A 25,337-nucleotide genomic window follows, 5' to 3' on the forward strand; every position below is an offset into this window, starting at 1 on the left:
GGAGGACAGGAATCACATGAAGGCGAACAAGATCCTGACCGGAGCGGCGCTCCTGGTCGCGGGCACGCTCGGTCTGAGCGCCTGCAGCGGCGGATCGGGCGGAACCAACGCCGACGGCAAGGTCGAGATGACGCTCTGGCAGAACTCGACCACCGGTCCCGGACAGCAGTTCTGGAAGGACGCCATCGCGGCCTTCGAGAAGGAGAACCCGAACGTCACCATCACGATGCAGTCCGTGCAGAACGAAGACATGGACGGCAAGCTGCAGACCGCGCTGAACGCGGGCGACGCTCCCGACATCTTCCTGCAGCGCGGCGGCGGCAAGCTCGCGGCGATGGTGCAGGCGGGCCAGCTGATGGACCTCACCGACAAGATCGGCGACACCGCCAAGTCGGAGATCTCCGAGGGCTCCTTCAAGGCCGAGACCTACCAGGACAAGGTGTGGGCCATGCCGCTGGCGGTGCTGCCGAGCGGCTTCTGGTACAGCTCCGACCTGTTCACCAAGGCGGGCATCACGACGCCGCCGACCACCATCACCGACCTGGAGTCTGCCGTCGGCAAGCTCAAGTCCGCGGGCGTCGCACCCATCGCACTCGGCGCGAAGGACGCCTGGCCGGCCGCCCACTGGTACTACAACTTCGCCCTCCGCGAGTGCAGCGCCCAGACCATCGAGAAGACCGGCGACACCAAGGACTTCAGCGACGGCTGCTGGCTGAAGGCCGCGGAAGACCTGAACGACTTCGCCGCGACCCAGCCGTTCAACGACGGCTTCCTGACCACGAGCGCCCAGCAGGGCGCCGGCAGCTCCGCCGGTCTCGTCGCCAACCACCAGGCCGCGATGGAGCTCATGGGCGCGTGGGACCCGGGCGTGATCGCCTCCCTCACCCCCGACGAGAAGCCGCTGCCCGACCTGGCCTGGTTCCCGTTCCCCGAGCTGTCCGGCGGCCAGGGCGAGCCGGGCTCGATGATGGGCGGCGTCGACGGGTACTCGTGCTCGGTCAAGGCTCCGAAGGAGTGCGCCGACTTCCTCAACTTCATCGCGTCGGCCGACCAGCAGAAGGCCTACTACGCGGCCTTCAGCGCCCCGCCCGTCAACAAGACGGCGCAGGCGGCGGTCAAGGAGCCCTACCTGCAGGAGGTCCTCGCCGCCTACAACAAGGCTCCCTTCGTGTCGCAGTGGCTCGACACCGTCCTCGGCCAGAACGTCGGCAACGCGCTGAACGTCGCCGTGGTCGATCTGCTGGCGGGCAAGAGCAACCCGCAGCAGATGATCCAGTCGGTCACCGACGCGGCCAAGAAGGGCTGATCGGATCGTGTCCCTTCGCGAGACCTCCGTGGCCGTCACCGACCCGGAGACGGATCTCGCGCAGCACGGCGGGGGCGGCGTGACGCCGCCCCCGCCCACGCCGCGCCGCCGTCCCCGTGGACTGGGCTGGGCCGGGAGATTCGAGATCGCGCTGCTGGTCGGGCCGGCGCTGATCATGTTCCTCGGCTTCGTCATCTTCCCGGTGGCGATGGCGGCCTACTACGGCTTCTTCCGCTGGCAGGGCTACGGCACGCCCACCGACTTCGTCGGCCTGCAGAACTACGTCACGATCCTCACCGACCCGACCTTCCTCGAGGCGCTCGGGCACAACGGCTTCATCGTGATCGCCTCGATCGTGCTGCAGGGTCCGGTCGCGGTGCTGCTGGCTCTGCTGCTCAACCGTCGGATGCGGGGGCAGTCCCTCATCCGCGTGCTGATCTTCGTGCCCTACGTCATCGCAGAGGTCGTCGTCGGCACCGGCTTCGGCCTCATGCTGCAGACGCAGGGCGCCGTGAACGGCCTGTTGGAGAACTGGGGGCTGGGCGCCCTCGCCCACGATTGGATCTCGGACCCGGCGATCGCCATCTGGACGCTGATGGCCATCCTCACGTGGAAGTACGTCGGCTTCGCCGTCATCCTCTTCCTCGCGGGACTGCAGGGCATCCCCGAGGAGCTCTACGAGGCGGCGGCGCTCGACGGTGCCGGCTACTGGCAGACCCACTGGCGCATCACGCTGCCGCTGCTGGCCCCCACGCTGCGCATCTGGGCGTTCCTCTCGATCATCGGGGCCCTGCAGCTGTTCGACCTCGTCTACATCATCTGGGGCCAGTACGTCGCCTCGACGGCAGGCACATCCACGATGGCCACCTACATGGTGGTCAACGGCCGCAACGCCGGCAACTTCGGCTTCGGCAACGCCGTCGCCGTCGTCATCTTCGTCATCTCGCTCGTCGTCGCCCTCATCTACCAGCGCTTCGTGCTGCGTCGCGACACGGCCGGCGCCATCACCGAAGGGAAGAAGACCCGATGAGCGCGCTCACCGTCGACACCCCCGTCTCCACCGCCACGGTGGCCACCGCAGGACACCGCGGACGGGGTCCGCGCCGCACGAAGGAGCGGCTGCCCTGGGGCAGTCCGCTCGTGTACTTCATCGCTCTCGTCGTGATCGCCCTCATGCTGGCGCCGGTGCTGTACATCATCATCGGCGGGTTCCGCAGCAACTCGCAGATCACGGTCGACCCCGCCGGCTGGCCCGATCCGTGGAACGCCCAGAACTACCTGAACGTCCTCACCGGGCCGCAGTTCTGGCGTCAGGTGATCAACTCGATCATCGCGGCCGGTGCGACCACCGCCGGAGTGGTCGCACTCGGGCTCATGGCCAGCTACGTCATCGCGCGGTATCCGTTCCGCGGGCGCGGCGCGCTCTATGCGCTGTTCGCGGCGGGTCTCATGTTCCCGATCACGGTCGCCATCACGCCGTTGTACATCGTCATCCGTGACCTCGGCCTGATGAACTCGCTCGCCGGGATCATCCTTCCGCAGATCGCGTTCGCGCTGCCGACGACGATCATCATCCTCGTGCCGTTCCTGCGGGCGATCCCGGACGAGATCCAGGAAGCCGCGTTCATCGACGGCTGCAGTCGATTGGGCTTCTTCTGGCGGATGGTGCTGCCCTTGTCGGTGCCCGGCGTCATCACGGTCGGCATCCTCGCTTTCATCGGCAGCTGGAACAGCTACCTGCTCCCCCTGTTCATCCTCAACAACGAGGCGAGCTTCACGCTGCCTCTGGGCGTGCAGGCCTTCTCCTCCCAGTACTCGGTCGACACCGCCAAGGTGCTGGCTTTCACCTCACTGTCGATGCTCCCGGCACTGCTGTTCTTCAGCCTGTTCGAGCGTCGCATCGTCGGCGGCCTCACGGGCGCCGTGAAGGGCTGATCCGTATGACGATCTCCGATTCCCCCCTCCACCAGCCGCTCGCCGAGCCGGTCTCCCCCCGGGTTGCCGCGCTCATGGCCGCGATGACCGTCGAGCAGAAGGTGGCGCAGCTGACCGGTTTCTGGGTCGACCAGGGCGACGAGGTGGTCGCGCCGATGGCCGGCGAGATGCTGGCCGGCGAAGCGACGCCCTCCGACCGCTACGAGCAGGCGTCGGCACACGGCCTCGGCCACCTCACGCGCGTCTACGGCACGAGACCCGTGGATGCCGCGGAACGCGCGGCCTGGCTGTGGAACGAGCAGCGCCGTCTCGCCGCGGCATCCGGTCACGGCATTCGCGCGATCGTTCACGAGGAGTCGCTGACGGGGCTCGCGGCCTGGAGAGCGGCGACGTTTCCGACGCCCCTGGCGTGGGGCGCGGCGTTCGACCCCGAGATCGTCGAGAGGATGGGACGTCTCATCGGCGAATCGATGCGAGAACTCGGCGCGCACCAGACCCTCGCCCCCGTGCTCGATGTCATCCGCGATCCCCGCTGGGGGCGTGTCGACGAGTGCATCTCGGAGGATCCCTACGCGGTGGCGACGATCGCCACGGCCTACGTGCGCGGCATCCAGGATGCCGGGGTGCACGCGACCCTGAAGCACTTCGTCGGCTACTCGGCCTCGCAGGCGGGCCGCAACCACGCGCCCGTCCACGCCGGTCCGCGAGAGCTGGCCGACGTGTTCCTGCCGCCGTTCGAGATGGCGGTGCGCGACGGCGGCGCACGCTCGGTGATGAACTCCTACACCGACATCGACGGCGTTCCGGTGGCCTCGGACCCGCGGCTGCTGACCGACCTGCTGCGCGGAACGTGGGGCTTCGACGGCGTGGTCGTCTCGGACTACTTCGCGATCGCCTTCCTCGAGACGATGCACGCCGTCGCCGCCGACCGCACCGAGGCGGCACGCCTGGCGCTGACCGCCGGCATCGACGTCGAGCTGCCCAGCGGCGACGCCTACGCCGCTCCCTTGCTCGCCGGGCTGCGCGACGGCCGCATCGACGAGGCGCTCGTCGATCGCGCGCTTGCCCGCGTGCTCGCGCAGAAGGAGGAGCTGGGTCTGCTCGATCCCGACGAGAGCGAACCTCCGACCGCGATCGACCTCGACTCGCCGGCGCACCGTGAGGTCGCGCGCGAGCTCGCGGAGCGCTCGCTCGTGCTGCTGTCGAACGACGGCACGCTGCCGCTGGCCACCGGCACGGCCGGTCCGGCACGCATCGCGGTGATCGGCCCGAACGGCCACGACGCCTCGGCGTTGATGGGCTGCTACTCGTTCGCCAACCACGTGCTGGCCCATCACCCGGGAACACCGTACGGCTTCGCGATCCCGACGGTCGCCGAGGCGCTGCGCGCAGAGCTGCCCGACGCCGCGATCGTCTCTGTCGCGGGCTGCGAGGTCGAGGGCGACGACCGCTCGGGCTTCGGCGCGGCGGTGGATGCCGCGGCATCCGCCGACGCGGCGATCGTCGTCGTCGGCGATCGCGCCGGGCTGTTCGGACGCGGCACCGTGGGCGAGGGCAACGACGCAGAGAGCCTGGAGCTGCCGGGCGTGCAGCGAGAGCTCGTCGACGCCGTGGTCGCCACGGGCACGCCGGTCGTCCTGGTCGTCGTGACCGGGCGGCCCTACGCTCTCGCGTGGGCTCTGGATGCAGACGCCGACGCGCGGCCACGAGCGGTGGTGCAGGCGTTCTTCCCGGGCGAGGAGGGCGGAGTGGCGATCGCGCGGATGCTGTCCGGAGCGGTCTCACCCTCGGGCCGACTGCCCGTCTCGCTGCCGCGTTCGGCCGGCGCACAGCCGTTCTCCTACCTGCATCCGATCCTGGGCGGCAACAGCGATGTGACCAGCGCCGACAGCGCGCCGGTGCGTCCGTTCGGGTTCGGGCTCGGCTACACGACGTTCACCCGTACCGACCTGTCGGCGCCGGCCGAGGTCGATGCCGGCGGCGTTCTGCCGGTGAGCGTCACGGTGACCAACACCGGCTCCCGCCCCGGCACCGAGATCGTGCAGCTGTACGCGCACGACGTGCACGCCAGCGTCGTCCGACCGGTCGCCCAGCTGCTCGGATACGCCCGGGTCACGCTCGCGGCGGGAGCGAGCGCGCGCGTGCACTTCGAGGTTCCGACCGCACGCCTGGCGTTCACCGACCGGCGCGGCATCCGCATCGTCGAGCCCGGCCGCGTCGATCTCTGGATCGGGGAGTCGGTGGCCGACCGCGAGAGCGTCGCAACCGTCACCCTCACCGGAGACGTGCACCCGGTCACGGCCGCCGATGCCCGCATCGTGGGGACACACGTCGAGTAGCGGTCTTTCGCCTCTTCCGCCACTCGATCAGACGGCCCGCCCCTTTCCCGGGGCGGGCCGTTCTTCCGTGCGGTCAGTCGAGAGCGAGCTCGACGGTCGCGAAGGCGTGCGACGGCAGATCGACGCGCAGGACACCCGCCTCCACCGTGGCCTCCAACGGCACCGGGCGCACCGTGTCGGGCGCCTGCGGGGTGTTGTGCGCCGCGGCATCCGGTCCGGTCAGCACGCGGGCGCGCACGACCCTGGCGTTGCGACCGCGGAGGTCGATCTCGACGGGAAGCGCGTCGTCGACGCCGACGTGCGTGAGCGAGACGAGCACGGCGCCGTCCTTCGTGGATGCCGAGAGCGACAGCGCCGGCAGCTGCGCATCGTCGACACCGACGGCGGGCGTGCTCACGACGTGCGCCGGCAGCGCCATCGCGTCATGGTGCCCCACGTTCATCTCGTACACGTGGTAGGTCGGAGTCAGCACGAGGCCGCCATCGTCGTCGGTCAGGATCATCGCCTGCAGCACATTGAGCGTCTGCGCGATGTTCGCCATGCGCAGGCGCGCGGCGTGGCGGTGGAACACGTCGAAGTGGATGCCGGCGACCAGCGCATCGCGCACCGTGTTCTGCTGGAAGAGGAAGCCGGGGTTGGTCCCCGGCTCCACGCTCCACCAGGTGCCCCATTCATCGCAGACGAGGTCGATGGTGCGCTCGGGGTCGTAGGCGTCCATGACGGCTTCGTGCGCGCGGATCACGCGCTCGATCTCGTAGGCCTTGCCGATCGTGCGTACGTATTCGTCGCGCGAGAACGCCGTCGCCGACTCCTTCTGGATGCCGGTGCCGGCGTGCGTGTAGTAGTGGAACGAGATCGCCTGAAACGGCGAGCGCTGCGGGTCGGGGGCGTTCGTCGACATCGCCGACGCCATGAGCGCGTGCGTCCAGCGCACGTCGTCGTCGGCGGCGCCGGCCGCGATGCGGGTGAGGGTGTTGCCGTCGTGTTCCCTGCAGAAGGTCGCGTAGCGCCGGGCGAGCGAGGTGTAGTACTCCGGCGTCATGTGGCCCCCGCATCCCCAGGCCTCGTTGCCGAGACCCCAGAACGGCACCCGCCACGGCTCGTCGCGACCGTTCGCACGGCGCAGGCGCGCCATGGGGCTGTCGCCGGAACGGGTGAGATATTCGACCCACTCGCTCATCTCCTGCACGGTGCCGCTGCCGACGTTGCCGTTGACGTAGGGCTCGGCGCCGAGCATGTCGCAGAGGTCCATGAACTCGTGCGTGCCGAAGGCGTTGTTCTCGACGACATCCCCCCAGTTGGTGTTGACCATCGTCGGTCGGGTCTCGCGCGGACCGACGCCGTCGCGCCAGTGGTACTCGTCGGCGAAGCACCCGCCGGGCCAGCGGAGGTTCGGAACGTGCAGTCGGCGGAGGGCCTCGACCACGTCGAGTCGGATGCCGCGCTCGTTCGGGATCGGCGAGTCCTCCCCCACCCAGAAGCCCCCGTAGATGCATCGTCCGAGGTGTTCGGCGAAGTGTCCATAGAGGTGACGGCTGATCTGCGGACCCGTGACGTCGAGGTCGACGGCGGCGCGAGCGATGGTCATGACGGCTCCCGTTCTGCGGCTGCTCCGCCGCCCTCCCATCCTCGCACCAATATGTTTCACATGACAACAAATATGGACCCGCGGCACCGATCGCGCCGCGACGGGCGAGAACCAGCGGCGCACCGTGCGGCAGCACAGCCGCGTCAGCGTGGCCGCGTCAGCGCAGCGAGAGCTGGTCGTCGAGGTAGTCGGCCAGGGGCCGACGCGCGCCGGCCGCCGTCCACGTCACGAGCGGGATGCCGTCGACGAGCGCCAACGGCCCGGAGCGCTCACCCCGGCGCACGGCGTCGAGGTCGATCTGCGTCGCACCCAGGTGCAGCACCTCGCCGTCGGCGAACCCGCCCCGCGCCGCCGCGGCTGCACGCTCGGAGCGGGCACGCTGCGCCTCCGCCGTGTACCCGCGGACGGCCTCGGCGCGGGCGCGGAGGATCTCACCGGTGGCATAGACCTCGGCATCCGCGATGAGGAGCACGCCGACGTGCCATGCCTCGCCGACCGGCACGATCCGGGGAGCGCGGCCGAAGCCGAGCAGGCGCCGCGTATGGGCCCAGTCACCCAGGCGCTCGCGTGAGGATCCCGCCAGACGCCGGCGGGCGTCGGAGAGCACGGCGCCGAGCAGGTCGGCGCCGGCGGCGGGCTCGTCGCTCATCGCGGACCGGGGCGCACGGTCAGGTCGCTGATGACCGCGTCCCGCGGAAGATCGAGGGCCGTGAGCACGGCGGTGACCACCGACGCCGGGTCGATCCACCGATCGGGGTCGTACGCGGCCCCCTCCTGCGCGTGGACCTCCGCCTGCATGGGCGTGGCGGTGCGACCGGGGTACACGGTCGTGACACGCACGCCGTGCTCGGCCTCTTCGCCTCGGAGGGCATCGGCGAGGGCCTTGAGCCCGTGCTTGGATGCCGCGTACGCCGCCCACTGCGGATGCGCGGTGAGACCCGCGCCCGAGTTGACGAACACCACCTGGCCACGGGCAGCGCGCACCCGCGGCAGCAGCAGCCGGGTCAGCTCGGCGGGCGCGGTCAGGTTCACGGCCAGCTGGCTCTCCCACGCCGATACCGGCAGATCGCCCACGCGGCCGAGTTCGACGATGCCCGCGGCGTGGATGACGCTGTCGATCCGCTCCGGGACGGCATCGGCGTGCTGCATCGCGTCGGCGATCGCAGCCGGGTGCGCAAGGTCGGCGACGATGGTGACGCTGCCCGGGAACGCGCGCGACAGATCGTCGGCCCGGGCGGCGTCGCGGACGATGAGCACGAGGCGATCGCCGCGCGCCGCGAGCCGCTCGGCGATGAGGTTTCCGATGCCGGAGCCCGCTCCGGTGATCACGTGGGTGGTCATCTGACCATCCTCGCACCGCGGTGGTTCAGACCGCCCTGTCCTCCATGCCCCACGGCGAGCCGTAACCGGTCGGCGCGGGCGCGGCGAGCAGGTCGAGGAACGGCTTCGCGTCGAACGCCTCGGGGCCGAGCACGCCGGTACCGGTCCACACCCCCGTGGCGAGCAGCTCGAGCGCGATGACCGGGTTGATGGCGGTCTGCCAGACGACCGCCTGCGAACCGTACTCGCGCATCGTCTCCTCGTTGTCGGCCACGTGGTACAGGTACGTCGAGCGCGGGCGGCCGTCGACGCCGGTTCCCGTGACCCACACGCCGGCGCAGGTCTTGCCGCTCATCTTGTCGCCGATGGTCGCCGGGTCGGGAAGGCACGCGGCGACCACGTCGCGCGGCGAAACCTCCACGCCCTTGACGTTGACCTTCGCGGTGCTGTCCAGGCCGAGCTTGTGGAGGGTCTTCAGCACGCCGATGAACTCGTCGCCCAGGCCGTACTTGAAGGTGACGCGCTTCGCCTTCGTCCAGCGCGGCATCAGCAGCACCTCCTCGTGCTCGACGTTGACGCATTCCACCGGACCGATGCCGTCGGGAAAGTCGAACACCTCGGGCTCGCTGAACGGCTCCGTCGTGTACCAGCCGCGGTCCTTCTCGTAGATGACCGGCGGATTGAGACACTCCTCGATCGTCGTCCAGATCGAGAACGACGGTGCGAAGTCGTAGCCGGCCACCACGAGGTTCGCTCCGTCGCGCACGCCGAGCTCGTCGATCTCGCTGAACAGATGGTCTTCGGCATAGCGGGCGAAGACGTCCGACAGCCCCGGCTCGACCCCGATGCCGACCAGGGCGAGCCGACCGGCATCCTTCCACTGGCCGTCCTTGGCGAACTGCTCGTCGCCGAGCTTGACGCCCGGCAGCGCGTGCGGCTGCTCGGGATGCGGCGTCGACAGGCTCATCGCCATGTCGAGGTAGATCGCGCCGGCGGCGAGCGCGCCGTCGAAGATCGGCATGACGAAGCGCGGGTCGACGGCGTTGAGCACGTGGGTGATGCCGTGCGCCTCGATGAGCCCCGCCACCGCATCGGCACGCGAGGCGTCGACCTGGGCCGCCTCGACGCGCGGGTCGGCGACCTCGTCGACGAGCGCCTGCGGGCGCGCCGGGTCGTAGTCGGCGACGACGAGCTTCTCGAAGAAGTCGCGGCGGACGGCGATGCGGACGGCGGCCGAGCCGACGCCTCCGGCGCCGACGATGAGGATACGCATGAGATTCCTTGTCGTTGAGAGGAAGGGGATGCCGACAGGCGCGGTCGTCAGATGCCGCCGTCGATGGAGCGGATGATGTCGCCGGGCTCCTCGGGAACGAGCACCGGGGTCTCGCGGTTCAGAGAGCGCCCCTGGAAGAACGGCTTCGAGCGCGGGAAGAGGTACCAGACGAACATCAGCACGACGCCGACGAGCAGCGCTCCGATGCCCACGACGAAGGTGCCGCCGATGCCGAGCAGCACCGTGTTGCCGTAGTTCACGTCGAACATGTCGATGGCGGACTGCACGAAGGCGAAGGTCAGCATCAGCGCCCCGAGCAGAGGGAAGATGCCCTTCACCCACAGCTCACGCGTCGAGTTGCGCAGGTCGCGGCGGAAGTACCAGACGCAGGCGTAGCCGGTGATGGCGTAGTAGAACGCGATCGCGAGGCCGAGCGAGGAGATCGAGTCCTGCAGGATGTTGTCGCTGATCAGCGTCATGCCGAGGTAGTAGCAGATGGCCACGGTGCCACCGACGATCGTCGAGAACGACGGCGTCTTGTACACCGGGTGCACGTTCTTGAACCGTGCGGGCAGTGCGCGGTAGACGCCCATCGCGAGCGTGCCGCGCGCGGTGGGCAGGATGGTCGTCTGCGTCGAGGACACGGCCGAGATCAGCACGGCGACCACGAGCAGCCAGCCCCACGGGCCGAGCAGGCCGTCCTTGATCGCGAGGAAGAAGTCGTCGGCGTTGTCGGGGTTGGCCAGACCCGGCCCGTCCTCGCCGAGCCCGGCGTACATCATGGCGGCGATCGTGACCGAAACGTAGGTGAACAGCAGGATGACGGTGGTCAGCAGCGCCGCGCGCCCCGGGATGCGCTTGGGGTCCTTGGTCTCCTCGTTGAGGGCGAGGCACGAGTCCCAGCCCCAGTAGATGAACAGGGCGAGCAGCACGGCCTCGGTGAAACCGTGGTAGTCGGTGAACGCGAACGGATTCAGCCAGTTCCAGTCGAAGGGGGTGGGAGCGGGGGCGTTGCCCGCGAAGAACTCCCAGAGCGCCGCGACGACGAAGATCGCGAGGGCCAGGTACTGCACGCCGAGCAGCACGTTCTGGATGCGCTCGCCGATCTCGACACCGCGCCAACTCACCCACGTCATCGATGCGATGAACAGCACGGCCACGAGGATGATGCGCCAGTCGTTGTTCTCGAGTTCCATGCCGAACAGCGCCCAGAAGTAGATCGAGCCGATCTGCGCGAGGTTGGCGAGCACGACCATGCCCGCGATCGCGACGCCCCAGCCGCCCATCCAGCCCACCCACGGCCCGAAGGCCTTCGTCCCCCACGTGAAGGTCGTGCCGCAGTCGGGGATCTTGTTGTTCAGCTCGCGATACGCGAACGCCGTGAACAGCATCGGGACGAACGCGATGATGAAGGCGATCGGCGCCTGCGCCCCCACGGCGAGGACGACGAAACCGAGCGTCGCGACCAGGGAGTAGACGGGAGCCGTCGAGGCCAAGCCGATGACGGTCGACCCCCACAGCCCCAGGGTGCCGGCGGCGAGGCCCTTGCCGTCGCCGCGTTCCAGATGAATCGGTGTGGTGCTGCCGAAGTCGCTCATCGCTCTTCTCCGCCCTCGCAAGGTCATGGGTGCACCGTCGTCCCCAGTGACGCGGTGAGGGAAGACTAGAACGCGCGGGCGCACCAGCGGATGCGACATGATGGCGAATCTCGCTGCGACCTCTCGCCGCCGCGTCTATCCCCCTCCCTCGCCCTTCCCGGTCGTTGAGCGAGCGCAGCGAGTCGAAACGCAGAGCGCAGCGAGTCGAAACGCCGCCGTCAGGGGCGCACGGCCTCGGCATCCACGAGTGCCGCCGCCGTCTCGAGCGCGCGCACCGCCTCGTGCGGCGACGGGCGCACGAGCGCGAAGGCCGCGACCACGAGGCCGGTGACGGCATCGGCGAGGCGCGCGCGCCGGTCGACGGATGCCGAAGGCACCGCCGCCGCGATCCCGCGCGCGATCGCGTCGTGCAGTTCGGCGCGGTAGTCGTCGATCACGCGGGCGACGTCGGCGTCGCGGGCGACCGGCGCACCGGCGGCATTGATGAGAAGGCAGCCGTGCGCGGCCGGCATCGATCCGACGCGGGCGAACGCCGCCGCGAGGCCGTCGAGGTAGTCGGCGAGCGCGCCGGGCGCGACCTCGTCGCCTTGCAGCGGCGCCAGGCGGGGTCGCACGACCTCGTCGAGGTAGCTCTGCACGGCGGCGTCGAACAAGCCGCGCTTCGAATCGAACGCGTTGTAGATGCTCGAACGGTTCAGGCCGGTCGCGCTCTCGAGGCCCGCGATCGAGGCGTCCTCGTAGCCGTGCTCCCAGAAGAACTGCCGGGCGGATCGCACGACGGCGACGCGATCGAACTCTCGACTCCTCGCCACGGCATCCGCCCCACTTTCTAAACCGGTCGTTTCAGTATATATTGAAACAGTCAGTTCAGAAACAGGAGGATCCCCATGGTCATCGTCGGTCTCGTGCTCGCCTCCGTCGCGGCGCTCATCCACGTCTTCATCTTCTGGCTCGAGTCCATCGCCTGGACCACGCCGCGCGCCCGCGCCACGTTCGGCACCAGCGCCGAAGAAGCTCAGGCCACGCGCGAGATGGCCTTCAACCAGGGCTTCTACAACCTGTTCCTCGCCGTGCTGGTCGCCATCGGCGTCGTCCTCTTCGCCACCGGCGCCACCGCGGCGGGTGCGGCTCTCGTCTTCGCGGGCGCCGGCTCGATGACCGCGGCCTCGTTGGTGCTGCTGCTGTCCAGTCCCGACAAGGCCTCCGCCGCTCTGAAGCAGGGCGTCATCCCCACCCTGGGGGTGGTGGCTCTCGCCATCGGCCTGCTGATCTGACCCGCCCCCGTCGCACACCCGACCCCATCCCCATCCCCATCCGCATCCCACAAGGAGAACGAATGACAGACGCCACCAGCACTCAGATCCAGCTCGCCGCCCGCCCCGTCGGGTGGCCCACGCACGACGACTTCCGCGTCGCGACGGTCACCTACGGTGCCCCGCAGGCCGGCGAAGTGCGCGTACGCAACGAGTTCGTCTCCGTCGACCCCTACATGCGCGGTCGCATGAACGACACCCGCAGCTATGTCGCCCCCTACGCGCTCGGCGAGACCATCTCCGGCGGCGCGGTCGGGCGCGTGGTGGCCTCGGCATCCGACGACCTGCCGGTCGGCACGGTCGTGCTGCATCAGCACGGCTGGTCGGACGTCGTCCAGGCCGATGCCGCGACCTTCCGCGCCATCCCGGAGATTCCCGGGGTGCCGCTCTCGCTGAACCTGCACATCCTCGGTATGACGGGGCTCACCGCGTACGTCGGACTCACCGCCATCGCGCACCTCACGCCCGGCGACACCGTCTTCGTCTCCGGCGCGGCCGGCGCCGTCGGCACCGCCGTGGGCCAGATCGCCAAGCGCCTGGGCGCAGGACGGGTCATCGGCTCGGCCGGAACGCCGGAGAAGGTCGCCCTCCTGACCGAGAAGTACGGTTACGACGCGGCGTTCAACTACAAGTCCGGAGACGTCCGCACCCTGCTGGCCGAGGCGGCACCCGAGGGCATCGACGTCTTCTTCGACAACGTCGGCGGCGACCACCTGGAAGCGGCGCTGGACGCCTTCAACGACGGCGGCCGCGCCGCCCTCTGCGGCGCCATCACCGGCTACAACACCACGGAGCGCACGCCCGGTCCCGACAACATGTCGAACATGATCACGCGTGCCCTCACGATGCAGGGCTTCACCCTCGCCGCCTACCTGCACCTGGCCCCCGAGTTCCAGCAGAAGATGTCGGGCTGGTTCGCCGAGGGCGGCATCGTCTACGACGAGACGATCGTTGACGGCATCGAGAACACCGTCGACGCCTTCCTGTCGATGATGCGCGGCGCCAACACGGGGAAGATGCTCGTGCGCGTCTGATCGCGCTGCACACCCGCACACCCGCACACCCGCACACCCGCACACCCGCACGATGATCGGGGTCGCGTGTGGTCGCCGGCTGGGGCCGGTCCGACCGGACGCGACCCCGATTCGCGTGTCCGGGCGGCGCGGATGAGCGGACCGGGTCAGCGCAGTGCGAGCAGACGCGTCGTGTCGCCGAAGACCTCCAGGCCCGCGCACGTGCCGACGCCTTCCCACAGCACGCGCCCCGCGGCATCCGTGTGCCGGATCACCACGCGGGCATCGAGCGTCTCTTCCACGCGTTGGTGCATCGCGGTGCGCAACGGGGCGTGCAGCAGCCCCCCCGCGCACGCGCTCGGCTTCGAGGTCGAGCCTGCCGTCGGGACCCGCCATGCTCCACCGCACCCGGTCGTCGTCGATGGTGAGGCGGCGCTCGCGAGAGCGGTTGTAGGTGGTCCAGCGGTACAGACGTCCGCCGTGGCGAAGTCCCACGATCGACCCGCGGAACGAGCCGCGCAGCCACGGGATGATGGCGACCGATGCCACGAGCGACGCGTCCGTCTCGCCACCGCCGACGCCGACGGCATCGATGTGGTTCGACGCGAGCCAGACGTATCCCGCGGGAAAGGCCTGACCCCAGTCCTTCTCGATGTAGCCGCGGCCGCCGCCGAACTCGACTTCTCGGCCCTCGACCTGCAGGGCGCCGCCGAGGTCGTGCCCGAACGAGACGACACCGTGGAAGCACTCCATGAACGGCACGAGCCCGTACCAGCCCATGATCCCCGGCTCGCGCAACGTCACCGGCCACGGTTGCAGAGCAGTGGCGTACGAGATCCGTCCCCGCAGCTGCGGCAGATCGAGCGTCGCCCCGTCGGAGTCGAAGATGTTGCCGCCGACGCGCACCTCGAAACGCCGGTCGGATGCCGCGAACTCCTCGGGGTCGAAGCGGTGATACCACGAACGCCCCGCGACACCGTCGAGCACCTGGACGAACGCCTCGTCGGCCGGCATGTCGCCACGCCCGTCGCCACGGAACACTCCCGGGATCACCGCCCACCGGTGCGCGCGGTCGGCCGAGACGAGCTTGACGTACCAGCCCTCGAAGAACGGCCGTCCGGCGCCGCGGCCGTGGAAGGCCTCGGGATGCCGCGCCCCGCGCAGATACGCCATCGGAGTCCGCATGCGGCTCACCCTACGCCGCGCGCGGAGCGCACGGCGGGACTCAGCCGACGGCGGTGCCGAAGAGGGTGCCGACGAGGAAGGTGGCACCCAACGCGAGCGCGCCGCCGATGACCGTCCGCATGATGGCGCGGCCGCGGTTGGCGCCGCCCAGCCAGGCGGCGAGGTAGCCGGTGACGGCGAGGGCGAGCAGCACGGACACGAACGTCCAGACGAGGCGCGCAGGATGCGGCAGGAGGAGGATCGTCGCCATCGGCAGAAGAGCACCGACGAAGAAGGCGACCGCCGAGGCGAACGCGGCGTGCCACGGGCTGACCACGTCGTCCTGGTCGATGTTCAGCTCGGCCGACAGGTGCGCGGCGAGCGCGTCGCGCTCGGTCAGCTCGGTCGCGACGCGCGTGGCCGTCTCCTCGCTGAGCCCCTGCTCGCGGTAGAGACCGACCAGTTCGACGAACTCGGCCTCCGGATCGTCGGCGAGCTCCCTGCGCTCCTTCTCGATGAGGGCGTGCTCGCTGTCGCGCTGGCTGGAGACCGACACGTACTCCCCCAGCGCCATGGAGATCGCCCCGCCGACGAGAGCGGCGGACCCGGCGAGCAGAACCGGCATGACCTCGGCCGTCGCGCCGGCCACGCCGACGACGACCGCCGCCGTGGAGACGATGCCGTCGTTCGCTCCGAGCACGCCGGCGCGCAACCAGTTCAGTCGCTGCGCCACGCCGCCGCGGTGCGGCTCATCAGGATGCGAGGATTCCGTGTCGGTCATCCCGTCACCGTATGCCGCCCACCGCGGCCGCGCCAGCAAGGCAAGCCCAAGCGAACCCCGCATCCCCGCGCGCCCGCCGGTCATCGCGCGCGCAGCGAGCCGGAACGCCGACACCGCGGTCACGAACTCCGCAGAAAGCGACGGACTCCGCACCGCGCAGCGGCGATGGATGCGGAGTACGCACGATTCTGCGGACTTGGGCGGGGCGGCGCGCCCGTCAGCTGAGCCGGTGCTCGTGCAGCGCCGACGACAAACTCGGTCCGTTGACGTCGAGGTAGAGCTGGGCCTCCGTCACCGACAGGGTGACGGCGTTGCGCCGCTCGACGGCGTCTGCGGCGGCATCCACGAATCCCGCATCGAACGTCCGCAGCACGATGTCGTCTGCGCGATGGATCTTCTTGCCCGCCCAGAGCGGCAGCAGCTTGGCCGCGTCTCGGTGGCTGTAGACGACGGTGCGGTCGGCGAGCTTGCTTCCACGGTGCAGTCGCTCGGCGTCGGGAGCCCCGACTTCGATCCATGTCGTGATCGCCCCGGTCGCATCCCGCACCAGCACCGCGGGTTCGTCGGTGGCCGATACCCCCTCGGTGAAGACGATGCCCTCCGCGTACTCGAGGCAGTAGGCGAGCAGGCGCGTGAGCATGAAGGCGCTGGTCTCGGACGGATGCTGCGCCATCCGCAGCGACAGGCTCTCGTAGACGCCACGATCGACGTCGGCCACCTGCACGTCGAAGGTGTGCATCACCGCGCCCGTCGCCATGGCTCCAGCCTACGGCGCCCGCCGGGGCGGACCCGCCCATTATCCTGGTCGCAGCCGACAGGAGAAGAACGCGCATGCCGATCACCGACGCCGCTGCCCGTCGCGAGGCGATCGCCGATTACCGCATCGTCGGCGCCCCGGCGGAGCCCAACCTCGAAGGCCTGGCCGCGCTGGCGACGACGCTCTGCCACGTCAGCGGCGCCGCGGTCAACATCATCGACGACCGATACCAGTACCAGGTGGCGACGGCGGGGGTGGAGGCGGCGATCTGCGACCGCGACGACTCGATGTGCGCCGTCGTGCTGCCCGACGCCCGCCACGTCTGGGTCGCCGACGCCAGCGTCGACGACCGCTTCGCCGAGAACCCCTTTGTGACCGGCGCGCGCGGCCGTGTCCGCTTCTACGCCTCCAGCCCGCTCATCACTCCGGCGGGCGTCGCGATCGGAACACTCTGCGTCTTCGACGACAATGCCGGCACTCTCACCGCGGAGCAGAGCTCCGCCCTGGATCTGCTGGCCGGGCAGGCCGTGGAGGTGCTGGAGCTGCGCCGGCTGACGCACGAGCTGGAGCGCTCCAACGATCAACTCGCGCACTTCGCCGGTCAGATCAGCCACGATCTGCGCAACCCGCTCACGGCTCTCATGGGCCAGATCGATCTCGCCCTGGACGGCGTGGACGACGGCGACGGGTCGCGCGCGACCCACGCGCTGCGTCGGGCGGATGCCGCGGCGGCGCGGATGAACGTCATGATCACCGAGCTGCTCGCCTATGCGCGGGTGGGCGGCGCGGAGGCCCACCGCGAACGCGTCGCGCTGGAACCGCTCGTGGAGGGCGTGATCGCCGACCTCGAACGAGCCGTCGCCGCGTTCGATGCCCGCATCACCGTGCGCATCGATCCGGACGACGCCATCGTCTGCGACCCGGCGCTGATCGCGGTGCTGCTGCAGAACCTCCTCGCCAACGCCCTCAAGTTCGCGGCAGCCGCCGGCGTCGCGCCCGTCGTCGAGCTGGACGCGCAGCGCGGGCCGACGGGGTGGGCGATCACCGTCGACGACAACGGGCCGGGTGTGGCGGCGCAGCTGCGCGACCGCGTGTTCGACATCATGGAGCGCGGCGACGCCGCCGACGTGCCCGGACTCGGGCTGGGCCTTGCCACCTCCCGGCGCATCGTGCAGGCGCACGGCGGGCGCATCGGCATCGAGGACGCGGCACTCGGGGGCGCACGCCTGCGGGTGAGCCTCCCCTCGGACTGACCACCTGCGGACCGTCCGGACCGTCCGGGCGGCCCCGGGGGCGCAGGCATGCGGCAGAGTGGAGCACGTACGTCGTCGTACGACCGACCGGAAGGAACCCCATGCAGCAGCGCACGATCGGACCGTTCACCGTCTCCGCGATCGGGCTGGGCGCCATGCCCGTCTCGATGAACAACGACAACGAGCTGCCCGATCGCGCCGATGCGATCGCGACGGTGCACGCCGCGCTGGACGCCGGGGTCACCTTCATCGACACCGCCGACATCTACGCGCCCTCGTGGGATCAGATGGGTCACAACGAGCGCATCGTGCGTGACGCGCTGGCCTCGTGGGACGGCGACACGAGCGGCATCCTGGTCGGAACGAAGGGCGGCATCACGCGCACCGCCGAGAAGGACTTCGGCCGCGACGGATCGCTCGGCTACCTGCGCTCGGCGGTGCAGCGCTCGATGGAGAACCTCGGTGTCGAGGTCATCGACTTCTACCAGTACCACCGCCCCGACCGGTGGATGGTGTACGGCGAGATCATGCAGAACCTGAAGACCTTGCAGGACGAAGGCCTCGTGCGGGCACTGGGCATCTCCAATGCGAGCGTCGAAGAGATCGCGATCGCCGAGCAGGTGCTCGGCGCGGGCAACCTCGTGAGTGTGCAGAACCAGTTCTCGCCGCGGTATCCGGGCAGTTTCGGCGAGCTGCAGTACTGCGACGCGCACGGCATCGCCTTCCTGCCGTGGAGCCCGCTCGGCGGCACCGGCGGGGGCGGGCGCTCGGTCGGCGACCGGTTCGGCGTCTTCCGTGAGATCGGCGAGGCCCACTCCGTGAGCGCGCAGCAGGTCGTGCTCGCGTGGGAGCTCTCCCTGAGCCCGCGCGTCGTGCCGATTCCGGGGGCGCGACGCGCGGCATCCATCACCGACTCCGCGCGGGCCGCCGACCTCGTGCTCGACGCGGACGAGCTGGCGCGCTGCACCGCCGCGGTCGGGCTGGAGGTCTGACGCCCGCGCCGGAGCGCCTCAGCCCGCCGCGGCCACGGACTCGCTCCGCGAGAACGCGAACGCGTCAAGCAGCCGCTCCGTGTCGGCGAGCTGCTCCAACCACGTGACCCGCACGATGTCGACGCGGTCGTCGGCTTCCTGCAGGCGGCCGAGGTACTCCGCCACCGGGGCGAAGCCCGCAGGGGCGCTCTCGTGCAGCTCCAGCATCTTCATCGCCAGCTTCGTCTGCTCGCCGTAGATCGGAAGCTGCGGCCCGCGCGGTGCCGTCAGTCCGATGAAGTAGAGCTTCTCGAGACCCTTCGGCACGATGCCGCCGGCGTAGCGCAGCGGTACCGCGGAGCGCCGTTCCAGCAGCGCCTCGTCGAGGAACGGCAGGGAGACGTGGAAACCGGTTGCCCAGAGGATCGTGTCGTACTCCCCCTGCGTGCCATCCGCGAAGTGCACCGTGGTGTCCTCGATGCGCTCGATGCCGGGTCGGATGTGCACCCGGCCGTGCTGCACCCAGTACAGCAGCAGGTCGTTGACGACGGCCCGGCCCTCGGCGAGCGTGGTCGCGGCGGGGGCGGGCATACCGGGGTAGTCCTTGGCCTCGCCGATCGAGATCCGGGCGAGCATGCGGGCGATGAAGTCCTGCTCGGTCGGGGAGAACTGCGCCATCCACGCGACTTCCTGCCGGGGCACGCCGAAGTACGACTTGGGCTGGAAGAACATGCCCTCTCGCATGACGATGTCGACCTCGAGCCGGTGCTGGGCGGCGTCGACCGCGAGATCGCACCCGGAGTTGCCGGCACCGACGACGAGAACGCGGGTGCCGGTGATGTCGGAGGTGTTGCGGTACGACCCCGAGTGCACCTGCGTGCCGGAGAAGTCACGGCTGATCGCGGGCACCTTCTGGTCCCACAGATGCCCGTTCGCGACGAAGACGCCGTCGTAGTCGCGGCTCTCTCCGGTGGAGAGCGTGACGCGCCACCCCGCCGATCCCACGGGTCCGTCCGCCGGGCGGGGCTCGACCGCCACGACGGCGACGCCGAAGACCACCTTCTCGTACAGGCCGTGCGCGCTCGCATAGGCGCCGAGGTAGTCGCGCACCTGATCACGCCGTGGGAAGTGGGGATAGTCCGCCGGCATGGGGAAGCCCTCGAACCCGGTCATGTCGCGCGAGGTGATGAGGTGGAGCGCGTCGTAGTCGGTGTTCCAATGTCCACCGACACGCTCGGACTTCTCGAAGCAGTCGACGTCGTATCCGGCACGGGTGAGCTGGACGACGGCCGACATGCCGGCCGCTCCGGCGCCGATCACGCAGTATCGGGTCATTCGGGTGTTCCTTCCTGGGAGGGGGATGTCGCATCGGCGCCGAGCAGGCTCCGTGCCACCGTTCGAAGGGCGTGGTTCCGGGGTCCGGTCGGACGCACATAGCCGCGCGCGGTGGGGGTGACGCCGGCATCGGCGAGCCGCCGCAGCTGCAGCACGTGTTCGAGAGCGAGCCGGTTCGGGTCGATGACGGGGACATCGCTCGCACCGCCCACGCAGGTGTAGCCGTGCGCGGCGAAGATCGCGCCGAGGTATCCGCAGCCGACCACGACGGCGTCCGCGCCGTCATCGACGGCGCGGCGCGCGACGGCGTCGAAGCGTCCGATGAGATCGGTGGGGTCGGTGACGGCGCGCACCACGTCACGGTGCGTGGAATCCGGCGCGTAAGCGCGCACCGGGCGCGCAAGGAAAGCGGGAGCGCCCCCGAGCTCGCGGATCTCGTCGGCGAACACCGGGGTCAGGCTCTCGGCGACGGTGACGACGGCCGCGCGGCGACTGAGGGTGGAGAGCGCCCGCACGCTCGCCTCGGCGAGGCCGGTGACCGGCACCGACACGGCCGCGCGAACCGACGGCGTCGGCGCACCCCAGCATCCGATGACGATCGCGTCCATGTCGCCGGCGCTCTCCTCCTCCACGGCGCGAGCGAGCACGACGGCGTCGCTGAGCAGACGATTGGGCGCGGTGCGGATGCCGCCGGCGTCCACACCGGCGTGCACGAGGCGGGTGCGCACTCGCCCGGCCGCGAGGGCGTCGACGTAGTCGGCGAGAAAGCTCCACAACTCGTCCAGCGCGCCGTCGCCGACAGTGGCTTCGAGCCAGACCAGCGTCTTCACGCGTACCCCCGGTTCAGGCGGCGCTCGACCCAGACCGACAGCCAGGTCGCGGGCACGGCGATCGCCGCGTAGATGAGACCGGTGAGGGCATACACCCACAGGTACTGGAAGGTGATGGTGCTCACCTGGTAGGCCTGGCTCATCAACTCGTTGACCGAGATCGAGTACGCGAGCGACGTGCCCTGGAACGACATGATGGCCAGTCCCATCAGTGCCGGGATGGACGCGCGCATGCCCTGCGGAAGCACGACCCGCACGAAGGTCGTCGTGCGCGACAGTCCGAGCGCTGCCGACGCCTCGCGCTGGCCGGTCGGCACCGACTGGATGCCCGAGCGGATCATCTCCGACGAGTAGGCGGCGGCGGTGAACGTGAGACCGATGACCGCGGCCCAGAAGTTCTCGAAGAGCACTCCGAGGGCGGGCAGGCCGAAGTAGACGATGTAGAGGACCACCAGTGCGGGGATGCCGCGGCCCACCTCGACGAGCACGAGACACGGCCAGCGCACCCACCCGCGTCGGGCCGAGACGCCGAGCGCGAAGAGCAGCCCGATGAAGTAGCCGAGCACGACCGACAGCGCGGTCAACTGCAGGCTGACGATGAGGCCCTGGCCCAGCCGTGGCAGGTAGACGGCGAGATCGATCATGCGACGACCCCCGCGCGCAGGCGCGTGTCGAGGCGACGTGCACTGATCGCGATCGGGATCGAGACCACCAGGTACACGGCCGCGGCCAGGAAGAAGGGAACGATGCCCGCGACGGCGGGATTCTGGCGGGCGAACATCGTGGCCTGGAAGACCATGTCGGCGACACCGATCGTCGAGGCGATCGACGAGTCCTTCAGCAGCGACAGCAGGAAGGTCGCCATCGAGGGCAGCGCCGTGCGGAACGCCTGGGGTGCGAGCACCCGGACGAAGGTCGTCGTGCGCCCGAGGCCGAGCGCGGCGGCCGCCTCGCCCTGCCCGCGGGCGACCGTGGCGAATGCGCCGCGGTAGATCTCCGCGAGGTAGGCGCTGGAGATGACGCCGAGGCCGACGACGGCGGCCGACAGCGAGTCGAAGCGGATCGTGCCCAGCTGCACGCCGAAGTAGATGAGAAAGAGCCACACGATCGGAGGGACTCCACGGACGATGTCCACGACCAGTCGCAGCGCCAGACGCAGCGGCGCGACACGCGAACGCAGGCCGAGCATGAGCGGGATGCCGAGGACGAGCCCGACCGCATACGCGAGCGCCGTGACGAGAAGGGTCATCGGGAGGCCGGCGAGCACGAGGAGCATCGCCGCCGAGATGTCGACGCCGCCCATCTCAACGCTCCAGCACGGCGCTCAGGAAGCGCCGGGTGCGCTCTTCGCGCGGATCGGCCATCACCTCGTTCGGCACGCCCTCCTCGATGATGCGCCCGTCGGCCATGACGACCAGGTGGTCGCCGACGTCGCGGGCGAACTGCATCTCGTGGGTGACGACGATCATCGTCATGCCCGACTCGGCGAGTTCGCGCATCACCGCGAGCACCTCGACGCCGACCTCGGGGTCGAGGGCGCTCGTCGGCTCGTCGAACAGCATGGCGCGGGGGTTCAGCGCGAGGGCGCGCACGATCGCGATGCGCTGCTGCTGACCGCCGGAGCAACGCCCGGGGTGCTGGTGTGCCTTGTCCTTGAGGCCGACCCGATCGAGCAGTGTCAGCGCGCGGGCCTCGGCCTCATCGCGGGAGCGCCCGAGGATCTTCTCCTGGGGAAAGGCGACGTTGCGCAGCACACTCATGTGCGGGAAGAGATTGAACGACTGGAACACCATCCCGACCTGGCGACGAAGTGCCAGCAGGTCACGATCCGGCACGCGGCGGCCCGCGGTCACGGTCTGCGTGCCGACGGTGATGGTGCCGGCATCCGGGGTCTCGAGGAGGTTCACACAGCGCAGCAGCGTGCTCTTTCCCGAGCCGGACGGACCGATGAGCGCGGTCACACTGCCCGGGCTCACCGTCATCGAGATGTCGTCGAGCACGAGGTGATCACCGAAGCTCTTGGACAGGTGGGCGATGCTCACGCCGGCGATCGCGAGCTCGTTGGCCTGCGTGATCAGGGGTCGGGACACGGGGTCTCCTCAGGTCCGAGGGAGGACGGGCGGGCGGGGTCGATCGGGGCGGCGGGGGCGTCCGGGGTCGCGCCCCCGCCGCCGCGGTGATCAGCGGATGGAGCCCGCCGCCTTGTCGGCGGGGACGATGAGCGAGTCGGGCAGGTCGTAGCTCGCGTTGAGCTTCGCGAGCGTGCCGTCGGCGCGGAAGCCGTCGATGAGCTCGCTGAACGCATCGGAGAGCGCCTTGTTGTCCTTGTCGATGGGGAAGGCGATCATCGGCTGCGACGTGGTGATCGCGACGCGGTCGTCCTCCTTCGCCGGCTTCACCTGGAAGCCGGTGTCCTTGTAGGCCACCGTCGCGACCGCGTAGCCGTCGAGGGCCGCCTGGATGCGACCGTTGAGCAGATCCTGCTTCATCTCCGCCGTACCGGGGTAGGTCTTGAACTTGTCGCCGAGGATGCCGGACATGTCGCCCTCCCACGAGAAGCCGGCGCCCGAGCCGACGGCGCCGACGCTCTCCAGTCCCGTGACCGTGTCGATGCCGTCCTTGGAGATGATGCCCATCGAGTCGTAGAAGGTCGGGCTGGTGAAGCCCACCTTCTCGGCCCTGGCAGCGGTGACGTACCATCCGCCGGTGATCATGTCGGTCTTGTGCTGCTCGCTGATCATCGGGATGCCGTTGGCGTAGGTGATCGGCACGAAGGCGAGCGCGAGGCACTCGGCATCCGCGAGCTTGCGGACGACGTCGATCTCGAGGCCCGACGCGTCGGTGCCCTTCGTCTGGGTGTAGGGCAGGTTCTCGGGAACGCCCACCGTGAGCGTTCCGGCGGTGAAGGTCTTCAGTCCCGCGTGCTTCGGTGTGCAGTCCGAGGCGACGGTGGAGGCGGGTGCGGCGGCGCCGGCGCAGCCGGTGAGCAGCACGGCGACGGAGGCGATGGACACGAGCGCCGTGGCGGCGCGAGCGCGGGTGATGCGGGGCATGGCTTCCTGCTTTCTGGAGTGGTGCTGGGTGGGTTTTCGGGTGGGCTGTGGTCAGACGGCGGTCAGGCCGCCGTCGATCGTGAGGACGGATCCGGTGACGAACGACGAGGCATCGGAGACGAGGTAGCGCACGAGGGGCGAGATCTCCTCCGGTCGAGCCCGTCGTCCCAGGGGGGCACCGGTCGAACTGCCTCCGACGGGCTCGTCGTCGTTCATCGGCGTGTCGACGCCGCCGGGGCAGATCGCGTTGACGCGGACGCGCGGCGCGTATTCGATGGCCGCGACGCGAGTGAGCGCGATGACGGCGGCCTTCGATGCGGAGTAGGCCGCGTAGCCCGCGGTCCCGACCAGCGCCGCGGTGGAGGAGACGTTGACGATGGAGCCTCCCTCGCGCATGAGGGGTGCCAGTGCGCGGATGCCGAGAAAGGCGCCGAGCGCGTTCACCCTGTCGTGCAGCAGCCAGGTCGCGGAGTCGGTGTCGGCGATCCTGCCGTAGCGGAGGATGCCGGCGTTGTTCACAAGACCGACGACGGGTTGCGCCTCGTCCTCGAGCTGAGCGGCCAGCGCGGACCACCCGCCCTCGTCGCCGACGTCCAGCGAGTAGTACCGCGCGTCGGCTCCGCGCTCGCGCAGGCCCGCGGCGACCCTCTGCCCGGCGTCGTCCATGCGGTCGGCCAGCACCAGCGCGTAGCCCGCGTCGGCGAGGGCGGCGGCGTGGGCGGCGCCCTGACCACGCGCGGCCCCGGTGATGACGACGGTGCTCACCGCATCACGTCCGCGCCTGAGAGCACGATCGTCTCCCCGTCGAGGAAGGCGCCGTATTCGGGCTGGGACACGAGCCAGACCCAGGCGGCGATCTCCTCCGGCGTCGCGACGCGACCGAGCGGAATCGACGCCGCGGCGGCCTCCATGCGTCCGGTCGCCGCGTTGCCGGGGGTCGCGACCCAGCCCGGCGCGATGCCGTTGACGCGGATGCCGTCGGGCGCCAGTTCGAGCGCGAGAGCCTTCGTGAGCATGACGACGGCAGCCTTCGACGCACCGTAGAGCAGTTGGCCGCGTGAAACCGTGAACGCATCGACCGACGCGAAGTTCACGACGGAGGCGCCGCGACGCAGGCGTGGCCGGGCCGCGGCGATGACGTTGAGCACGCCGAGCACGTTGATGTCGAAGATGCGCCGGTAGGTCTCCTCGTCGTACGTCGCGAGGGTGGTCGGCGGGTAGACGCCCGCGATGTTGGCGACCACATCGATGCCCTCGCCGCCCGTCAGCACCCCATCGATGGCCGCAACGACCGCGTCGCGGGAGCGGACGTCGGCCACGATGCGCCGGAGGGCTCCGCCGGGCTCGACGTCGGTGTCGGGCCACGCGACGTCGAGGGCGACCACGGTGTAGCCGCGCTCCAGGAACAGCGTGACCGTGCTCGCGCCCATTCCGCTCGCTGCCCCGGTGACAAGGGCGACCGGCGGTGTCGTGGTCTGCATGGGGTGGTCTCCTCGGGTCGGTCGGGC

26 protein-coding genes and 1 pseudogene are annotated in these 25,337 nt (G+C 70.0%); 9 read left to right on the plus strand and 18 right to left on the minus strand.

The window, feature by feature from the left end; translation table 11 throughout:
• Positions 1 to 16: 16 nt before the first annotated feature.
• From PP359_RS07100 to PP359_RS07115, 4 genes are read left to right on the plus strand one after another with little or no spacing between them, the layout of a single operon-like run.
• Positions 17 to 1,306, plus strand: coding sequence for an ABC transporter substrate-binding protein (locus PP359_RS07100; RefSeq protein WP_036318432.1), 1,290 nt, complete (start codon positions 17 to 19; stop codon positions 1,304 to 1,306).
• 7 nt (positions 1,307 to 1,313) lie between these two features.
• Positions 1,314 to 2,336: a carbohydrate ABC transporter permease gene (locus tag PP359_RS07105; protein WP_499250192.1), complete on the plus strand. Its 1,023-nt coding sequence runs from the start codon at positions 1,314 to 1,316 to the stop codon at positions 2,334 to 2,336.
• The gene (locus PP359_RS07110; RefSeq protein ID WP_135948617.1) at positions 2,333 to 3,241 is read left to right on the plus strand and encodes a carbohydrate ABC transporter permease; all 909 of its coding nucleotides are present in this window, start codon (positions 2,333 to 2,335) and stop codon (positions 3,239 to 3,241) included. The genes PP359_RS07105 and PP359_RS07110 overlap by 4 nt, the downstream gene beginning before the upstream one ends.
• Positions 3,242 to 3,246: 5 nt before the next feature.
• Complete coding sequence (locus tag PP359_RS07115; protein WP_499250193.1) at positions 3,247 to 5,580, plus strand: beta-xylosidase/alpha-l-arabinosidase; 2,334 nt, start codon at positions 3,247 to 3,249, stop codon at positions 5,578 to 5,580.
• Positions 5,581 to 5,653: 73 nt separating this feature from the next.
• Here the strand turns inward: PP359_RS07115 and PP359_RS07120 are convergent, their stop codons facing one another.
• The 6 genes from PP359_RS07120 to PP359_RS07145 form a co-directional block, all read right to left on the minus strand.
• On the minus strand, positions 5,654 to 7,168 hold the full coding sequence (locus tag PP359_RS07120) for an alpha-N-arabinofuranosidase (RefSeq protein ID WP_499250194.1): 1,515 nt from the start codon (positions 7,166 to 7,168) through the stop codon (positions 5,654 to 5,656).
• Between the two features lie 157 nt (positions 7,169 to 7,325).
• On the minus strand, positions 7,326 to 7,817 hold the full coding sequence (locus tag PP359_RS07125; RefSeq protein ID WP_499250195.1) for a hypothetical protein: 492 nt from the start codon (positions 7,815 to 7,817) through the stop codon (positions 7,326 to 7,328).
• A complete protein-coding gene (locus PP359_RS07130; protein ID WP_295777827.1) occupies positions 7,814 to 8,509 on the minus strand; it encodes an SDR family oxidoreductase in 696 nt (231 codons plus the stop codon). The genes PP359_RS07125 and PP359_RS07130 overlap by 4 nt, the downstream gene beginning before the upstream one ends.
• 25 nt (positions 8,510 to 8,534) lie before the next feature.
• Positions 8,535 to 9,761: a saccharopine dehydrogenase family protein gene (locus tag PP359_RS07135; RefSeq protein WP_295777824.1), complete on the minus strand. Its 1,227-nt coding sequence runs from the start codon at positions 9,759 to 9,761 to the stop codon at positions 8,535 to 8,537.
• A gap of 47 nt (positions 9,762 to 9,808) precedes the next feature.
• Positions 9,809 to 11,359 carry an APC family permease gene (locus PP359_RS07140; RefSeq protein ID WP_036318425.1) on the minus strand — a complete coding sequence of 517 codons (1,551 nt, stop codon included), beginning with the start codon at positions 11,357 to 11,359 and terminating at the stop codon, positions 9,809 to 9,811.
• A gap of 218 nt (positions 11,360 to 11,577) precedes the next feature.
• Positions 11,578 to 12,171, minus strand: coding sequence for a TetR/AcrR family transcriptional regulator (locus tag PP359_RS07145; protein WP_036318424.1), 594 nt, complete (start codon positions 12,169 to 12,171; stop codon positions 11,578 to 11,580).
• A gap of 75 nt (positions 12,172 to 12,246) precedes the next feature.
• On the opposite strand from PP359_RS07145, the gene PP359_RS07150 reads away from it, so the two are divergent.
• Together PP359_RS07150 and PP359_RS07155 are read left to right on the plus strand one after the other, a co-directional pair.
• Positions 12,247 to 12,633: a DUF1304 domain-containing protein gene (locus PP359_RS07150; protein WP_036318423.1), complete on the plus strand. Its 387-nt coding sequence runs from the start codon at positions 12,247 to 12,249 to the stop codon at positions 12,631 to 12,633.
• Between the two features lie 62 nt (positions 12,634 to 12,695).
• Positions 12,696 to 13,706, plus strand: a complete 1,011-nt coding sequence (locus PP359_RS07155) for an NADP-dependent oxidoreductase (protein ID WP_499250196.1) — start codon at positions 12,696 to 12,698, stop codon at positions 13,704 to 13,706.
• Positions 13,707 to 13,852: 146 nt separating this feature from the next.
• Here PP359_RS07155 and PP359_RS07160 read toward each other — a convergent pair whose 3' ends face one another.
• Both PP359_RS07160 and PP359_RS07165 read right to left on the minus strand, forming a co-directional pair.
• A complete protein-coding gene (locus tag PP359_RS07160; protein WP_499250197.1) occupies positions 13,853 to 13,987 on the minus strand; it encodes a hypothetical protein in 135 nt (44 codons plus the stop codon).
• Between the two features lie 187 nt (positions 13,988 to 14,174).
• Positions 14,175 to 14,465 (minus strand): annotated as a pseudogene (locus tag PP359_RS07165) (tocopherol cyclase family protein); the annotation flags it as partial.
• Between PP359_RS07165 and PP359_RS07170 the strand changes: the two are divergent.
• Positions 14,437 to 14,640, plus strand: coding sequence for a hypothetical protein (locus PP359_RS07170; protein WP_295777808.1), 204 nt, complete (start codon positions 14,437 to 14,439; stop codon positions 14,638 to 14,640). The pseudogene PP359_RS07165 and the gene PP359_RS07170 sit on opposite strands and share 29 nt — an antisense overlap.
• Before the next feature lie 270 nt (positions 14,641 to 14,910).
• Here the strand turns inward: PP359_RS07170 and PP359_RS07175 are convergent, their stop codons facing one another.
• Positions 14,911 to 15,630, minus strand: a complete 720-nt coding sequence (locus PP359_RS07175) for a VIT1/CCC1 transporter family protein (protein WP_036318420.1) — start codon at positions 15,628 to 15,630, stop codon at positions 14,911 to 14,913.
• Positions 15,631 to 15,847: 217 nt separating this feature from the next.
• Positions 15,848 to 16,387: a YaeQ family protein gene (locus PP359_RS07180; RefSeq protein ID WP_499250198.1), complete on the minus strand. Its 540-nt coding sequence runs from the start codon at positions 16,385 to 16,387 to the stop codon at positions 15,848 to 15,850.
• A gap of 74 nt (positions 16,388 to 16,461) precedes the next feature.
• Here PP359_RS07180 and PP359_RS07185 point away from each other — a divergent pair, with 74 nt between their 5' ends.
• Together PP359_RS07185 and PP359_RS07190 are read left to right on the plus strand one after the other, a co-directional pair.
• The gene (locus PP359_RS07185; protein ID WP_499250199.1) at positions 16,462 to 17,640 is read left to right on the plus strand and encodes a GAF domain-containing sensor histidine kinase; all 1,179 of its coding nucleotides are present in this window, start codon (positions 16,462 to 16,464) and stop codon (positions 17,638 to 17,640) included.
• A 101-nt stretch (positions 17,641 to 17,741) separates the two neighbouring features.
• Entirely contained in the window at positions 17,742 to 18,632 is an 891-nt protein-coding gene (locus tag PP359_RS07190; protein ID WP_036318417.1) for an aldo/keto reductase, read from the plus strand.
• An 18-nt stretch (positions 18,633 to 18,650) separates the two neighbouring features.
• Here PP359_RS07190 and PP359_RS07195 read toward each other — a convergent pair whose 3' ends face one another.
• The 8 genes from PP359_RS07195 to PP359_RS07230 form a co-directional block, all read right to left on the minus strand.
• A complete protein-coding gene (locus PP359_RS07195) occupies positions 18,651 to 19,946 on the minus strand; it encodes a flavin-containing monooxygenase (protein ID WP_112932357.1) in 1,296 nt (431 codons plus the stop codon).
• A complete protein-coding gene (locus PP359_RS07200; protein WP_499250200.1) occupies positions 19,943 to 20,776 on the minus strand; it encodes an aspartate/glutamate racemase family protein in 834 nt (277 codons plus the stop codon). The genes PP359_RS07195 and PP359_RS07200 overlap by 4 nt, the downstream gene beginning before the upstream one ends.
• On the minus strand, positions 20,773 to 21,420 hold the full coding sequence (locus PP359_RS07205; protein WP_499250201.1) for an amino acid ABC transporter permease: 648 nt from the start codon (positions 21,418 to 21,420) through the stop codon (positions 20,773 to 20,775). The genes PP359_RS07200 and PP359_RS07205 overlap by 4 nt, the downstream gene beginning before the upstream one ends.
• Complete coding sequence (locus PP359_RS07210; RefSeq protein ID WP_295777792.1) at positions 21,417 to 22,079, minus strand: amino acid ABC transporter permease; 663 nt, start codon at positions 22,077 to 22,079, stop codon at positions 21,417 to 21,419. The genes PP359_RS07205 and PP359_RS07210 overlap by 4 nt, the downstream gene beginning before the upstream one ends.
• 1 nt (position 22,080) lies before the next feature.
• Positions 22,081 to 22,866: an amino acid ABC transporter ATP-binding protein gene (locus tag PP359_RS07215; RefSeq protein WP_433720242.1), complete on the minus strand. Its 786-nt coding sequence runs from the start codon at positions 22,864 to 22,866 to the stop codon at positions 22,081 to 22,083.
• A gap of 90 nt (positions 22,867 to 22,956) precedes the next feature.
• Positions 22,957 to 23,829, minus strand: a complete 873-nt coding sequence (locus PP359_RS07220; protein ID WP_295014911.1) for a substrate-binding periplasmic protein — start codon at positions 23,827 to 23,829, stop codon at positions 22,957 to 22,959.
• A 51-nt stretch (positions 23,830 to 23,880) separates the two neighbouring features.
• Positions 23,881 to 24,594, minus strand: coding sequence for an SDR family NAD(P)-dependent oxidoreductase (locus PP359_RS07225; protein WP_112932353.1), 714 nt, complete (start codon positions 24,592 to 24,594; stop codon positions 23,881 to 23,883).
• Positions 24,591 to 25,310 carry an SDR family NAD(P)-dependent oxidoreductase gene (locus PP359_RS07230; protein ID WP_433720239.1) on the minus strand — a complete coding sequence of 240 codons (720 nt, stop codon included), beginning with the start codon at positions 25,308 to 25,310 and terminating at the stop codon, positions 24,591 to 24,593. Before PP359_RS07230 ends, PP359_RS07225 begins: the two co-directional genes overlap by 4 nt.
• Between the last annotated feature and the right edge of the window lie 27 nt (positions 25,311 to 25,337).

This window comes from Sphingomonas sp. BLCC-B65, assembly GCF_028550675.1.
GTDB lineage: Bacteria > Actinomycetota > Actinomycetes > Actinomycetales > Microbacteriaceae > Microbacterium.

Bases quoted from the DNA above. Each gene is read 5' to 3' on its own strand.
- PP359_RS07100 (WP_036318432.1), top strand. From the start codon at position 17: ATGAAGGCGAACAAGATCCTGACCGGAGCGGCGCTCCTGGTCGCGGGC.
- PP359_RS07110 (WP_135948617.1), top strand. From the start codon at position 2,333: ATGAGCGCGCTCACCGTCGACACCCCCGTCTCCACCGCCACGGTGGCC.
- PP359_RS07115 (WP_499250193.1), top strand. From the start codon at position 3,247: ATGACGATCTCCGATTCCCCCCTCCACCAGCCGCTCGCCGAGCCGGTC.
- PP359_RS07120 (WP_499250194.1), bottom strand. From the start codon at position 7,168: ATGACCATCGCTCGCGCCGCCGTCGACCTCGACGTCACGGGTCCGCAG.
- PP359_RS07125 (WP_499250195.1), bottom strand. From the start codon at position 7,817: ATGAGCGACGAGCCCGCCGCCGGCGCCGACCTGCTCGGCGCCGTGCTC.
- PP359_RS07130 (WP_295777827.1), bottom strand. From the start codon at position 8,509: ATGACCACCCACGTGATCACCGGAGCGGGCTCCGGCATCGGAAACCTC.
- PP359_RS07135 (WP_295777824.1), bottom strand. From the start codon at position 9,761: ATGCGTATCCTCATCGTCGGCGCCGGAGGCGTCGGCTCGGCCGCCGTC.
- PP359_RS07140 (WP_036318425.1), bottom strand. From the start codon at position 11,359: ATGAGCGACTTCGGCAGCACCACACCGATTCATCTGGAACGCGGCGAC.
- PP359_RS07150 (WP_036318423.1), top strand. From the start codon at position 12,247: ATGGTCATCGTCGGTCTCGTGCTCGCCTCCGTCGCGGCGCTCATCCAC.
- PP359_RS07155 (WP_499250196.1), top strand. From the start codon at position 12,696: ATGACAGACGCCACCAGCACTCAGATCCAGCTCGCCGCCCGCCCCGTC.
- PP359_RS07170 (WP_295777808.1), top strand. From the start codon at position 14,437: ATGAACGGCACGAGCCCGTACCAGCCCATGATCCCCGGCTCGCGCAAC.
- PP359_RS07175 (WP_036318420.1), bottom strand. From the start codon at position 15,630: ATGACCGACACGGAATCCTCGCATCCTGATGAGCCGCACCGCGGCGGC.
- PP359_RS07180 (WP_499250198.1), bottom strand. From the start codon at position 16,387: ATGGCGACGGGCGCGGTGATGCACACCTTCGACGTGCAGGTGGCCGAC.
- PP359_RS07185 (WP_499250199.1), top strand. From the start codon at position 16,462: ATGCCGATCACCGACGCCGCTGCCCGTCGCGAGGCGATCGCCGATTAC.
- PP359_RS07190 (WP_036318417.1), top strand. From the start codon at position 17,742: ATGCAGCAGCGCACGATCGGACCGTTCACCGTCTCCGCGATCGGGCTG.
- PP359_RS07195 (WP_112932357.1), bottom strand. From the start codon at position 19,946: ATGACCCGATACTGCGTGATCGGCGCCGGAGCGGCCGGCATGTCGGCC.
- PP359_RS07205 (WP_499250201.1), bottom strand. From the start codon at position 21,420: ATGATCGATCTCGCCGTCTACCTGCCACGGCTGGGCCAGGGCCTCATC.
- PP359_RS07210 (WP_295777792.1), bottom strand. From the start codon at position 22,079: ATGGGCGGCGTCGACATCTCGGCGGCGATGCTCCTCGTGCTCGCCGGC.
- PP359_RS07220 (WP_295014911.1), bottom strand. From the start codon at position 23,829: ATGCCCCGCATCACCCGCGCTCGCGCCGCCACGGCGCTCGTGTCCATC.
- PP359_RS07230 (WP_433720239.1), bottom strand. From the start codon at position 25,310: ATGCAGACCACGACACCGCCGGTCGCCCTTGTCACCGGGGCAGCGAGC.